Origin of the sequence: Angustibacter sp. McL0619 (assembly GCF_049994355.1) — a bacterium.
Taxonomy (GTDB): domain Bacteria; phylum Actinomycetota; class Actinomycetes; order Actinomycetales; family Angustibacteraceae; genus Angustibacter.
The window spans coordinates 3,622,342-3,634,861 of sequence record NZ_CP188257.1 but is presented as its reverse complement, the minus strand read 5'-3'; the positions used below and the strand labels follow the sequence as shown (position 1 = coordinate 3,634,861).

The 12,520-nt window shown below is 72.6% G+C and carries 11 protein-coding genes; 9 read left to right on the top strand and 2 right to left on the bottom strand.

What is annotated here, in order from left to right; translation table 11 throughout:
• Positions 1 to 123: 123 nt before the first annotated feature.
• The 3 genes from ACPPVT_RS16830 to ACPPVT_RS16820 are packed head-to-tail and all read left to right on the top strand — an operon-like array spanning position 124 to position 2,891.
• The gene (locus ACPPVT_RS16830; RefSeq protein ID WP_426562243.1) at positions 124 to 828 is read left to right on the top strand and encodes an SAF domain-containing protein; all 705 of its coding nucleotides are present in this window, start codon (positions 124 to 126) and stop codon (positions 826 to 828) included.
• On the top strand, positions 825 to 2,195 hold the full coding sequence (locus ACPPVT_RS16825) for an AAA family ATPase (RefSeq protein WP_426562241.1): 1,371 nt from the start codon (positions 825 to 827) through the stop codon (positions 2,193 to 2,195). Before ACPPVT_RS16830 ends, ACPPVT_RS16825 begins: the two co-directional genes overlap by 4 nt.
• Before the next feature lie 9 nt (positions 2,196 to 2,204).
• Positions 2,205 to 2,891 carry an HAD family hydrolase gene (locus ACPPVT_RS16820; protein WP_426562239.1) on the top strand — a complete coding sequence of 229 codons (687 nt, stop codon included), beginning with the start codon at positions 2,205 to 2,207 and terminating at the stop codon, positions 2,889 to 2,891.
• 4 nt (positions 2,892 to 2,895) lie between these two features.
• Here the strand turns inward: ACPPVT_RS16820 and ACPPVT_RS16815 are convergent, their stop codons facing one another.
• Positions 2,896 to 4,236: a hypothetical protein gene (locus tag ACPPVT_RS16815; RefSeq protein WP_426562237.1), complete on the bottom strand. Its 1,341-nt coding sequence runs from the start codon at positions 4,234 to 4,236 to the stop codon at positions 2,896 to 2,898.
• A complete protein-coding gene (locus tag ACPPVT_RS16810) occupies positions 4,233 to 4,685 on the bottom strand; it encodes a cupredoxin domain-containing protein (RefSeq protein WP_426562235.1) in 453 nt (150 codons plus the stop codon). Before ACPPVT_RS16810 ends, ACPPVT_RS16815 begins: the two co-directional genes overlap by 4 nt.
• A 39-nt stretch (positions 4,686 to 4,724) precedes the next feature.
• Here ACPPVT_RS16810 and ACPPVT_RS16805 point away from each other — a divergent pair, with 39 nt between their 5' ends.
• The 6 genes from ACPPVT_RS16805 to ACPPVT_RS16780 all read left to right on the top strand — a co-directional run bounded on the left by ACPPVT_RS16805 (position 4,725) and on the right by ACPPVT_RS16780 (position 12,492).
• Complete coding sequence (locus ACPPVT_RS16805) at positions 4,725 to 6,143, top strand: WS/DGAT/MGAT family O-acyltransferase (RefSeq protein ID WP_426562233.1); 1,419 nt, start codon at positions 4,725 to 4,727, stop codon at positions 6,141 to 6,143.
• Entirely contained in the window at positions 6,140 to 7,213 is a 1,074-nt protein-coding gene (locus ACPPVT_RS16800) for a patatin-like phospholipase family protein (protein WP_426562231.1), read from the top strand. Before ACPPVT_RS16805 ends, ACPPVT_RS16800 begins: the two co-directional genes overlap by 4 nt.
• Positions 7,213 to 7,713 (top strand): DUF6912 family protein, encoded by a 501-nt coding sequence (locus ACPPVT_RS16795; protein ID WP_426562229.1) that lies wholly within the window; start codon positions 7,213 to 7,215, stop codon positions 7,711 to 7,713. Before ACPPVT_RS16800 ends, ACPPVT_RS16795 begins: the two co-directional genes overlap by 1 nt.
• A gap of 77 nt (positions 7,714 to 7,790) precedes the next feature.
• On the top strand, positions 7,791 to 9,419 hold the full coding sequence (gene pruA, locus ACPPVT_RS16790; RefSeq protein WP_426562227.1) for an L-glutamate gamma-semialdehyde dehydrogenase: 1,629 nt from the start codon (positions 7,791 to 7,793) through the stop codon (positions 9,417 to 9,419).
• An 18-nt stretch (positions 9,420 to 9,437) separates the two neighbouring features.
• A complete protein-coding gene (locus ACPPVT_RS16785) occupies positions 9,438 to 10,805 on the top strand; it encodes an FAD-binding oxidoreductase (protein ID WP_426562225.1) in 1,368 nt (455 codons plus the stop codon).
• Positions 10,806 to 10,878: 73 nt separating this feature from the next.
• Positions 10,879 to 12,492, top strand: coding sequence for a GGDEF domain-containing protein (locus ACPPVT_RS16780; RefSeq protein ID WP_426562223.1), 1,614 nt, complete (start codon positions 10,879 to 10,881; stop codon positions 12,490 to 12,492).
• Positions 12,493 to 12,520: the final 28 nt, after the last annotated feature.

Genomic DNA, 12,520 nt, shown 5'->3' with positions numbered 1-12,520 from the left:
GCGCCGAGTATGGCACTGCGAGCCCGTAACGCGTCGTCGCGGCTGTGGACAACCGGTCACCCGGTCGTCCGGTATGGGCAAGAATGTCTGAGGCCGCATTCATGATGACCGCACGGGGGGAACATGTCGACGTCGACAATGCCGGACGCCAGGACCGGGGCTGCTCAGGCCTTGCACGAGCGGGCAGCGCACCGGCTGCGCCCGCCTTCCTGGCGGGAACCGAGGCTCTTGCTCGGGGTCCTGCTGGTGCTGATGTCGGTCGTCGCCGGGGGTTGGGTGGTCCGCAGCGCCGACCACACGGTGCCCGTCTATGCGGCCCGGCACACGTTGACGCCTGGAGACGCCCTGACCACCGACGACCTGACCGTGGTCCGGGTGCGTCTGGGCTCGGGGGCCGGGGCCTACCTGGCCGCCGCCGCCGGCTCGACGCCGCCGGCGGGGGCCGTCGTCCTGCGCGCGGTGCCGGCCGGTGAGCTGGTGGCTCGCAGTGCGGTCGGCGACCGTGCCCAGGTGGACCTGCGCCCGGTGGCCGTGTCGATCGAGCCCGAGGTCGCCGAGCGGCTGGCGCCGGGCGTGATGGTCGACGTCTGGGTGGCGGCGCGGCGCGGCGACCGCAGCGACGCCTTCGAACCGCCGCACCTGGCTGCGGCCGGCGTCCAGGTCTCGGCCACCTCCACCCAGCACGGTGCCCTCGGCTCGTCCACGTCGTCCGCGGTGCACCTGCTGCTGGGTCCGGACCTCGTCCCCGACCTGATCGAGGCGGTCGACAACCAGGCGCGGATCACCCTCGTCCCGGTGCCGGGCACTCTGCCGGAGCGGCGCTCGTGACGGCAGTCGTCCGCGTGGCCATGGCGGTCACCGGAGACGACGAGCCGGCGCTGGTCGCCGGGCTGGGCGAGCACCCGGGCGTCGAGGTTGTACGCCGCTGCGCGGACCTTGCTGACCTGCTGGCCTGCAGCGCGTCGGGCCTCGCCCAGGCGGTCGTCGTCTCGGCCGACCAGCGTGGGCTGGATGCCGAGGCCTTCGACCGGCTGCGGCTGGACGGGTCGGCCTGCGTGGTTCTGGCCACCGCCGGTGACCCGAGCGACCTGGTGCGACTGCGGCGGCTGGGGCTCGACCACGTGTTGGCGGCAGGTACCGCGCCGGCGGACGTCGCCGGCGCGCTGCTCAGCGCCTGCCGAGCCGCGACGCCCCCGGCGAGCGCCGCGACGCCGGCTCACCGTTCGGCTCCGGTTATCGGTGCGTCGGCCCGAGCCGACCCGGTGACACCGCCGAGGGTCGGACGCCCGCGTTCAGACCGACTCACCCTGGGTCACAGTGAGCCGAGAGCGGCTCTCCCGCAACCGGTTCCACCGGCGGACCATGACCCGCTGGCCACCGGAGCAGGGCGGGTGGCCGTGGTCTGGGGCCCTACCGGGGCTCCGGGGCGCACCACCCTGGCGATCGGCCTCGCGGCCGAGCTCGCTGGCTCCGGCCACCCGACCGTCCTGGTCGACGCCGACACCTATGGCGCCAGTGTCGCCCAGTGCTTGGGGTTGCTCGACGAGTCGTCCGGACTGGCGACGGCGGCCAGGGCGGCCGACCGCGGCTCGCTCGACCTGCCCACGCTGTCCCGGCTCGCGCCACTGGTGGCCGACCGGCTGAGGGTGCTGACCGGCACGACGCGCGCCGATCGGTGGCCTGAGCTGCGAGCCGGGTCGGTGTCCGCGGTGCTGGAGCTGACCCGCTCGCTGGCCACCTGGACGGTGGTCGACGTCGGGTTCTGCCTGGAGCAGGACGAGGAGCTGTCGTTCGACACCGCCGCGCCACGACGCAACGCGGCCACGTTGGCGGCGCTCGCGGCTGCCGACGTCGTGCTGGCTGTCGGCAGTTCGGATCCCGTTGGCCTGCAACGGCTGGTGCGCGGGCTGGACGAGCTGAAGCAGGTCTGCCAGGGACCGCCGATCGTGGTGGTGAACCGGCTCCGGTCCGGGCCGGTGGGCAGCAACCCCGGACGTCGGGTGCGTGACGCGCTGCGCCGCTACGCAGACGTGCGGGACGTGGTGCTGGTGGCCAACGACCCGGCCTCGATGGACGCGGCCCTGCTGACCGGACGCACCCTCGCCGAGCAGTGCCGGTCGAGTCCGGTGCGCCAGTCGCTGCAAGACCTTGTCGTCCGGGTCACGGCGGACAGGGGGGTCCCGGCTCTTGCCTAGGATGAACCGGTGAGCAGACCGGACCACGCGCCAGCAACCGATCCGCCGCGACCGCACGCGCTCGTCGTCGACTGGGGTGGTGTGCTCACCTCCGGTATCGCGGACGCGTTCTCCGAGTGGGCTGCCGCCGAGGGCGTCGACTACGGGCACTACCTGGCGGCGCTGCGGCAGTGGATCGGCCCGGACGCGGTGGATCCGTCGCAGAACCCCGTGCACGCCTTCGAGCGCGGCGAGATGGAGGTCCCGGACTTCGAACGGCGGCTGGCGCAGGCGCTGAGCGAGCACGGCTCGCCGGTCCGTGCCGAGGGCCTGGTCGGGCGCATGTTCGTCGGCCTCGAGCTGGTCGAGGAGTCGATGATCGGGTTGGTACGACGGGCGAAGGCGCACGGTCTGCGTACCGCGTTGCTGTCCAACTCGTGGGGCAACGACTACCCGCGTGAGGGCTGGGACACGTTGTTCGACGCCGTGGTCATCTCCGGCGAGGTCGGCATGCGCAAGCCGGAGCACCGGATCTACCAGCACACCCTGCAGCAGCTCGACGTCGAGCCGAACGGCGCGGTGATGGTGGACGACCTGGCGCCGAACGTCCGCGCTGCGGTCGAGGTCGGCATGGTCGGCGTCCTGCACGAGTCCTACGACAAGACGCTGCGGGAGCTGGAGGCGGTCTTCGACCTCGACCTGTCGGCCGGGCCGTGACCGCTCAGGCGGCGAACAGCAGGAACAGCCCACCGCAGGTGTATGTCACCATCAGCGCGAGCAGTGGCAGCTGCCCGACCAGAGCGTGCCGCCGCGGGAACAGCCGCACGGCACGGTCGTGCGCGAGCACCACGCCGACCACGTGGCCGAGGATGATCGCGCTCACCTGGACGTCCGCCACCAGGTGCGGCGTCAGCAGGGTCGTGTCAGGAGCCCGATGGCTCAGCCCGAGCCAGTCCTGTCCGGTGCCCAAGGGGTCGCTCAGCAAGATGAACGCGTTCTGGCCCTCCAGAACCAGCAGCGACCAGTAGTGCGCTATCACGTACCCCAGCGCCACCGGCACCAACGAGTGCGCGAACTGCCTTGGCATCGCCCGTGGCGACACCCCGCCGACCCAACCGGCCAGGGCGGTCGCCGCGCTGAACAGTGCGGCCACCAGGCCGACGACGGCGAGCAGCCCCAACGTCTTGGTGAGCACCTGCGGCATCGGCGAGGTCTGCACGAAGGTGAACCACCTCGGCGCGTTCGACGCCCCGTCGTAGGCGGTGGTGCCGAGCATCACCGCAACCGTGGCGACCAGCCCCGCAGCCGGCTGCAGGGCGTCCAGCCCGGCCAACGGGGAGCGCAGCACCAGCACCCCGTCCGCACGCCGCCCGAAGACGCTGAGTCGGCCGAACAGCCCCGACCACACCTCGAGCGGATCCCCGCGGTCGAACCAGTGCGAGCCGAACAGGAACCCGGCCAGCAGCTGAAGGGTCGCGTACGCGGTGATCGCCAGCCGCATCACCGGCAGCGTGGAGTTGTTGGGCGCCACCAGCTCCAGCCAGGTGAACCCGAGCAGCCCCAGCGCAGCCGGCCAGTAGCCGAGCCACCGCGGTAGCGCGAGCGCACCCTGACGCGGGTCCAGACGGGCCAGCCGCATGACGCCGGAGTGCAGGTGCCGCAACGGGTTCAGCCGCCGCCAGACCGGACCGAACAGCACCGACAGCGGAACCAGCCCGACCCACAGCAGAACGAAGACCACGAAAGGCACCGGGTTGTCCGCGTCGTCCTTGCCGAGGAGCAGTGGGACCAGCACGTACACCGTGAAGACCGCGCCGACGGCCGCGAGCACCGTCCGGGTCGCGCGCGAGTCCAGCAGCGCGGCGGCCCAGCGCGGCAGCGGCCGGCCTGCGTGGGCGCCGTCCAGCCGGGGTTCGCGCCACAGCACCGCGAGCAGCACGAACGAGACGACCAGCGCCACCGCCGCAGCGGTCACCGCAAGTGCGAACGGCAGGGGGAGGTCCTGACGGCTGCCGACGCCGTGGGCGAGGATCGCGCCGCCGTCCGCGAGTCTGCCGCTCACCCCACCTGCACCTGGAGCAGCCGAAGCTCGGGATGGTGCATCTCCACCTCGTACAGCCCCGGCTCGTCGGTGGTCAGGTCGACCGTGGTGGGCACGCCGGCCGTCACCTCCTTCTCCACCTCGAACCCGTGGGCGTGCAGCTCGTCGTCGTGGTCGGCAGTGACCACCAGCCGCAACGTCTGCCCCGGTGCGATCTTCACCCGCGCCGGGGCAGGCGTGACCTGCTTGCCGTTCACGGTGATCTGCAGGGTCTTCACGTCCGCGTCCGCGTCGGTGCCGGCGGTGGCCGAGTCGGCCGGGCTGGACGACGCCTGGCCAGCGGACGAGCTGGGCCTGGGCGACAGCCCGGGCCGGGCCCCGTCGTCCGCGTTGCCGCAGGCCGCGACCGCACACAGGAGCAGCAGGGCAAGCGTCATCGGCACGGCACGATGCCGTGTGGTTCGGAGCATCTGCGCAGTCTAAGTGGCCGCTGGTGGCAGGATGAGCAAGTGCCGGACCGGTTGAGCGCACTCGACGCGTCGTTCCTCTACCTCGAGGATCCGACGACGGCGATGCACGTCGGCTCGGTCGCGGTCTTCGAGCCGCCGGCCGACGGGTTCGACTACGAGCGGCTGCTGCGGCTGGTCGCGGCCCGGATCGCGTTCGTGCCGCGGTACCGCCAGCGGGTGCGCGGCGTCCCCGGGCGGCTGGCCAACCCGGTCTGGGTCGACGACGAGCAGTTCGACCTCACGTACCACGTGCGGCGCTCGGCGCTGCCTCGGCCGGGTTCGGACGAGCAGCTCAGCGAGCTCGTGGGCCGGGTGCAGTCCCGCCCGCTCGACCGGTCCCGTCCGCTGTGGGAGGTCTACCTCGTCGAGGGGCTGGAGAAGGGCCGTTTCGCGCTGCTCACCAAGACCCACCAGGCGATGGTCGACGGGATCAGCGCGGTCGACATCTCGCAGGTCATCCTGGACGCGGACCCGAAGACGCCCGAGCCCACCGCGGACACCTGGAAGCCCGCCAAGGAACCGACCGACGTCGAGCTGGTCGTGGCCGCGGTGGCCGACGCGGTCCGCAGCCCGGGTGCGGCGATCGAGGCCTTCGAGGGCGGTGCGCACGACCTTCGGGCCACCCTCGGCCGGGTGCTCGGCCAGGCCGGGCACCTGCTGTCGGCCGCCGCTCGCACGGCGGCCCGCCCGGCGCCGACCAGCCCGTTGAACGCGCACATCAGCGAGCAACGCCGGTGGGCGATGGTGGCCACCTCGCTCGAGGACCACCGCAAGGTCCGGGCCAAGCACAGCCGCCGGGGCAGTCGCGAGCTCACGGTCAACGACGTGGTGCTGGCCACGGTCGCCGGCGCGCTGCGGGCCTGGCTGCTCACCCGGGGTGAACCGGTCGTGCCGGCCACGGTGGTGCGCGCGCTGGTCCCGGTCAGCGTGCACGCGGGCGAGGACGAGCTGACCCAGCGGGCCGGCAACCGGGTCAAGGCGTTCGTGGTCGACCTGCCGGTCGGTGAGCCGAACCCGGCCGTGCGGTTGCACCAGATCGCCTACTCGATGCGGGTTCAGGCCGAGGTCGGGGACGCGGTCAGCGCCGACAGCCTGGTGGGCCTCGCTGGGTTCGCTCCGCCGACGCTGCACTCGCTGGGCGCGCGGGTGGCCAACGCCGCCTCGCGGCGGGTCTTCAACCTGATGGTCACCAACGTGCCCGGCCCCCAGCACCCCCTGTACGCCGCGGGTGCGCACATGCTGGCCAGCTACCCGGTGATGCCGCTGGCCAAGCGCCAGGCGGTGAGCATCGGGCTGACCTCGTACGACGGCGGGGTCTACTACGGCGTGAACGGTGACCGCAACGCCATGCCGGACGTCGCGGTGCTGGGTCAGTGCCTGGTGGAGGCGCTGGCCGAGCTGCGTGAGACGGCCCGATGAGCACGCCACGACGTGGCCTGGTGCTCGGCGGCGGGGGCGTGCTGGGCGCGGCGTGGATGGTCGGTGCGCTGAGCGCCCTGGAGGGCCACCTCGGTGCGGACCTGCGCGAGTGCGAGGCGATCGTCGGCACGTCCGCCGGCTCGGTGGTCGGCGCTCTGCTGGCCTGCGGGGTCAGCGTGCGCGAGCTGCGCAGCCACCAGGTCGGCGACGAGCTCCGCACCGGTCCGCTGGTCGGCTTCGGTTGGGACTACGAGACCGCGACCGGCGGGGGACGCCCTCCTCGGCCCCGCCCAGGGCTCGGTTCGGCCGGGATGCTGGCCCGCAACGTCAGCCACCTGCGCCGGCTGCCGCCCACCGCCGTGCTCTCCGCGCTGCTGCCCGAGGGTCGCGGTTCATTGGACAGCGTCGGCGCGATGATGCGGCACGTGGCCCCTTCCGGTTGGGCGCCGCACTCCGGCCTGCAGGTGGTCACCATGGACTTCGAGACGGGGCGGCGGGTGGCCTTCGGCCGCCCCGGTGCACCGGAGGCCGACCTCGCGGACGCGGTGATGGCCTCCTGCGCCATCCCCGGCTGGTACAGCCCGGTCCGGATCGGCACGAACCGCTACGTGGACGGCGGCGCCTGCTCGTCGACCAGCGTCGACCTGCTCGCCGGGTCCGGGCTGGACGAGGTCTGGGTGATCGCGCCGTCCGTGAGCTTCCTGCTCGACTCGCCCGAGGCGCTCGGCACCCGGCTGGAGCGGCAGTGGCGGGTGAGGGTGACCAGGCGCTGCCTGCGCGAGGTCGCCAAGGTGCACGCCGGCGGCACCGACGTCACCGTGCTCGGCCCGGGGCCGGAGGACCTGACCGCCATCGGTGGCAACCTGATGGACGTCGGCCGGCGGCGTGAGGTCCTGGAGACCTCGCTGCGCACGTCGGCGATCGCGCTGCACGACCCCGAGCCGCTGGACATGCTGCCGCAGCGGGTGAGCATCGCCGGCGAGGCGGTCGGGTCCGAGCCGGACCTGGACGTCGAGACGACCTCGGAGCAGGCCCCCGCCCAGCTGCCGCACCGAGCGGTGGGGGAGTGATGAGGGTCTACCTGCCAGCCACGTTGGGCTCGCTGTCCGCGTTGCGCGACAACGGGTTCCAGCCGCCCCTGCCGGCGCACGCGGTGACCGGCGAGCTGCGCGAGTGGTACGCCGACGGCGACGCCGACGAGCTCGAGTACGCCGCCGGGGACGAGGCCGCGCACGCGTCGCTGCGCCTGCTGGCGGACGACGACGGTCAGGCGCGCCGTCGGGTGGTCGTCGCGGCCGACGTCCCGGACTCCGCGGTGTCCACCGGTGGCAGCTACCGTTCGTCGGTGGTCGTGACGGCGGCCGTCGACCGCGGGTGGGTGGCCAGCGTCCACGTGGACGGCGCCGAGGCCCGAACCGATGTGTCGCAGGCGGTCCGCGCGCTGGCGGCGGCGGACGACGGGGACGACGACGCCCAGTTCACCGTGGACCAGGCCGCCGGCCACGAGCTGCTCTGGTACGACGTCAGCGAGCTGGACGACGTCCTGGCGCTGGCTCGGGACGACGCCTAGAACCTGCTCCGCGGGGCCGTGACATGCTGGGTGCTGAGGCCAACCCTCAACGACGAGACCGCCGAGGAGCACCCATCATGGACGCGCGTACGACCGTGCCCACCCCCGTCAACGAGCCGGTGCTGAACTACGCGCCGGGCAGCGCCGAGCGCGCCGAGGTCGAGGCGACGTTGGCCCGGCTGGGCAGCGAGTCGATCGACCTGACGATGACGATCGGTGGCGAGCAGCGGATGGGCGGTGGACGCCGCACCCGGGTCGTCCAGCCGCACGCGCACCGCAAGGCGGTCGGCGTCCTCAAGCACGCCACCCAGACCGACGCCCGGGCCGCGGTGGACGCCGCGAAGAAGGCCGCGCCGGCCTGGCGCGACCTGCCCTACGACGAGCGCGCCGCGGTGTTCCTCAAGGCCGCCGAGCTGCTGGCCGGTCCGTGGCGCCAGACGCTGAACGCGGCCACCATGCTCGGCCAGTCCAAGACGGTCATCCAGGCCGAGATCGACGCGGCCTGCGAGCTGATCGACTTCTGGCGGTTCAACGTGGCGTTCGGCCGGCAGCTCATCGAGGAGCAGCCGATGGCGAACAGCAAGGGCATCTGGAACCGGCTGGACCACCGCCCGCTCGAAGGCTTCGTCTACGCGATCACGCCGTTCAACTTCACCGCGATCGGTGCCAACCTGCCGACCGCTCCGGCCCTGATGGGCAACACGGTGGTCTGGAAGGCCTCGCCGACCCAGCAGCTCGCCGCGCACTACACGATGCGGCTGCTGGAGGAGGCAGGTCTGCCGGCCGGCGTGATCAACCTGGTCACCGGTGACGGCATCGCGGTGTCCGAGGTCGCGCTCAAGGACCCAGACCTGGCGGGCATCCACTTCACCGGCTCCACACCCACGTTCCAGCACCTGTGGCAGCAGATCGGAGCCAACATCGCCGGCTACCGCAGCTACCCGCGGATCGTCGGCGAGACCGGTGGCAAGGACTTCATCCTGGCCCACCCCAGTGCCGACGTGGACGTGCTGCGGATCGCCATGGTGCGCGGCGCCTTCGAGTTCCAGGGCCAGAAGTGCTCGGCCGCCTCGCGTGCGTACGTGCCGCGCAGCCTGTGGCGCCGGCTGCGCAAGGACCTTGTCGAGCTCACCGAGTCGCTGACCATGGGCCCGGTGACCGACCTGTCGAACTTCATGGGCGCCGTGATCGATGACCGCGCGTTCGCCAAGCACAAGGCGGCCATCGACCGCGCGCACGCCACCGCCGACATCAACGTCCTGGCCGGCGGCACGTACGACGACAGCGAGGGCTACTTCGTGCGCCCGACCGTGCTGGAGTCCGCGGACCCGACCGACCAGATCTTCACCACCGAGTACTTCGGCCCGATCTTGTCGGTGCACGTCTACGCGGACGCCCAGTACGACAAGGTGCTGGACCAGATGGAGTCCGTCTCGCCGTACGCGCTGACCGGCTCGATCATCGCCCAGGACCGGCACGCGATCGCCTCGGCCCGCGCCCGGTTGCGTTACGCCGCAGGCAACTTCTACGTCAACGACAAGCCGACCGGTGCCGTCGTGGGCCAGCAGCCGTTCGGCGGTGCGCGGGCCTCCGGCACCAACGACAAGGCGGGCGCGATGCAGAACCTGATGCGCTGGACGTCCACCCGCTCGATCAAGGAGACCTTCGACCCGCCGAAGGACCACCGCTACCCGCACATGGCCTGAGCCGCATAGGTTGGGCAGGTGGCTGACGACGTCCTGGACCAGCTCGCGGCGTTGCTGCCTGCCGGCGCGGTCGTGACCGACCGGGACGTCGTGGACGCCTACCGCAGGGACCGCGCCGACACCGTGCAACCGGGGTGGCCGTTGGCCCTGGTCCGGGCCACGTGCACCGACGACGTCCAGGAGACGCTGCGGGTGGCCAGCCGGTTCCGGGTGCCCGTCGTCCCGCGTGGCGCCGGCAGCGGCCTGTCCGGCGGTGCCAGCGCGACCGACGGCTGCCTGCTGCTGTCCTTGGATGCGTTGCGGGACATCGAGATCGACGCCCCGGCGATGCTCGCGGTGGTCGGCGCCGGCGTCCTGAACGGGGACCTCAAGCGGGCTGCCAGCGAGCGCGGGCTGTGGTACCCGCCGGACCCGTCGTCCTTCGAGTTCTGCTCGATCGGCGGGAACCTGGCCACCAACGCCGGTGGGCTCTGCTGCGTCAAGTACGGCGTGACCACGGACTACGTGCTCGGCTGCGACGTGGTGCTGGCCGACGGCACGCTGCTGCGCCTGGGCGGCCGGACGATCAAGGACGTCGCCGGCTACGACCTCAAACGGCTGTTCGTCGGCTCCGAGGGCACCCTCGGGGTGATCACCCGGGCCACCCTGCGGCTACGCCCGGCACCCGCACCGTTCACCACGATGGTGGCCACCTTCGCCGAGGTCGAGCAGGCCGGGCGGGCCGTCAGCGCGATCGTGGCCGCCTGGCGCCCGGCGGGGCTGGAGCTGATGGACCGCACGACCGTCCGCGCGGTCGAGGCCTACAAGCCGCGCGGGCTGGACGTCGATGCCGGCGCGACGCTGCTGGCCCAATGCGACGCCGGCGCCGCGAGCGCGGCCGAGATGGCGGCCATCGAGGAGATCTGCCGGGCCGAGGGTGCGACGTACGTCGCGGTGACCGACGACCCGGACGAGGGCGAGATGTTCATGCAGGCTCGCCGGGAGGCGTTCCCGGCGTTCTTCGAGCTGGGCACGACGCTGATCGAGGACGTCGGGGTGCCGATCCCGCGGATCGCCGAGCTCGTGGTGGGCGTCGAGCAGGTGGCCGAGCAGTACCGGACGACGATCGCCACCGTCGGTCACGCAGGCGACGGCAACCTGCACCCCCTGATCACGTTCGACCCGGCGGACCCGGACGCCGTGGCCCGCGCCGACGCGGCTTTCGCGGCGATCGTCGCGCTCGCGCTCTCGCTCGGCGGCACGCTCACCGGCGAGCACGGCGTCGGGGTGGTCAAGGCGCCGTTCCTAGCAGCACAGCTGGGGCCGGACGTCGTCGAGGTGACCCGCCGGATCAAGAACGCGCTGGATCCGCTGGGGATCCTGAACCCGGGCAAGCTGGTCCCCTAGATGTGACCAGACGTGACCAGGTCGTCAGCTGTCGTCCCTCAAGACGGCAACGTGATCGGCCGATTTGGTAGGCATGTCGTCAGCGTCGTCGTCCGAGCCCGGAGCGGGCCGGCATCCGAAGCCCCTGGGCGTCGCGCCGGACAGCGGCGACGTGCTGCGCCACGAGCTGCTCGCCCTCGAGATGACGTCCTTCCAGCCTCCGCCGGAGGCCCACGAACGGGCACTCGAGGCCGAGCACCAGGCGGTACTGCTTGGGGACGACGTCGCTCGGCACCGCGCCCAGCTGCTGCGCGCGAACGTGCTGTCCCGCAGCGGCCGGATCGCGGCCGGCGCTCGGATCGTGCGCGGGGTGAGCCGCTGGGCGGAGGCGCACGACGAGCAGTACCTTCAGGCTCGCTGCCACTACCAGCTCAGCCCGTTCTTCAACGACCTGGGCGACGGGCTGCGGGCCATCGAGCACGGCCTGCTGGGCGTGGAGCTGCTGGACGGCCAGGAGCCGCCCGAGGTGGCAGCAAGCCATCACCTGACCCTCGGTGTCGCGCTGGCCAGCGCTCATTGCTTCGACCTGGCCGGCGAGCAGCTCGACATGGCGGCCCGTACCGCGCGATTGCACGGCAGTTGGGCCCTCTACGTCCAGGTGCTCAACAACCTGGCCTTCAGCGCCCTGTTGGCGGACGACCTCGACCGGGCCAGCGAGGTCGGCGTCCACCTGGTAGCGGTCGCCGAGGCCAGGGGGGTGGTCCTGCGGCCCGGCGTGCTGGACACGCTGGGGCGCATCTACCTGGCCACCGACCGGGCCGAGGCCGTGGTCGAGCTGATCACCCCGTTCAGCCTCACCCCGCCGCGCAGCACCACCCGCGCGCAGGGCGCCGCCGACGCGCTGCTCGCGCTCGCCGAGGCGCACCGTCGCCTCGGCCAGCTGGAGCGGGCCGCGACCGTGCTCGACCTGTGCCTGCAGCTGGCCGGGGACGACTCGATGGCGCACACCAGGGCGCTGGCCCAGCGCGAGCGCTCGGAGCTTCTCGCCGCCCAAGGCAGGTGGCGCGACGCCTTCGAGCAGCACCTCGCCTTCGTCGGCGAGATGATGCAGGTGCGAGACCGCGAGGCGCTGGCGAGGCTGAACACGCTCGCGGACCTGGGACGTCCGGCCGAGCGGCACGAACCCCCTCACCAGCTCCGCGAGCCGTCGTCCCGGGACTCGTTGACCGGGCTGGCCAACCGGCGCCAGCTCGAGGCGACCCTGCCGAGCGTGATCGCGGCGGCCAGCGGACCGGTCTCGGTGGCGCTGATCGACCTGGACGGCTTCGCCCAGATCAACGAGACGCTCGGCAGCCAGACCGGCGACCACCTGCTGTTCGCGGTCGCAGCCCGGCTGGACGACGAGCTCGCCGAGCCCTCCTACCTGGCCCGGGTGGGAGGCCAGGAGTTCCTCGCCGTGCTGCCAGGGCACTCGACGGACCAGGCAGCGGCGCTGGCGGACCGGCTGCGCGCGGCGATCGCCGACCGGGAGTGGACGTCGATCGCCGGGTCCGCGCCGGTGACCGCCTCGATCGGGGTCGCGACCACGTCGGCGACGATCCGTTCCCAGGGCGACCTGTTCCGGGTCGCCGACGAGCGGCTGGCCGCGGCGAAGGCCGCCGGAGGCAACCTGATGCTGTTCGCCAGCCCGCACCGCCTCGCCCTGTAGCGAGTCCCGAGTCGCGGGCCGCACGATC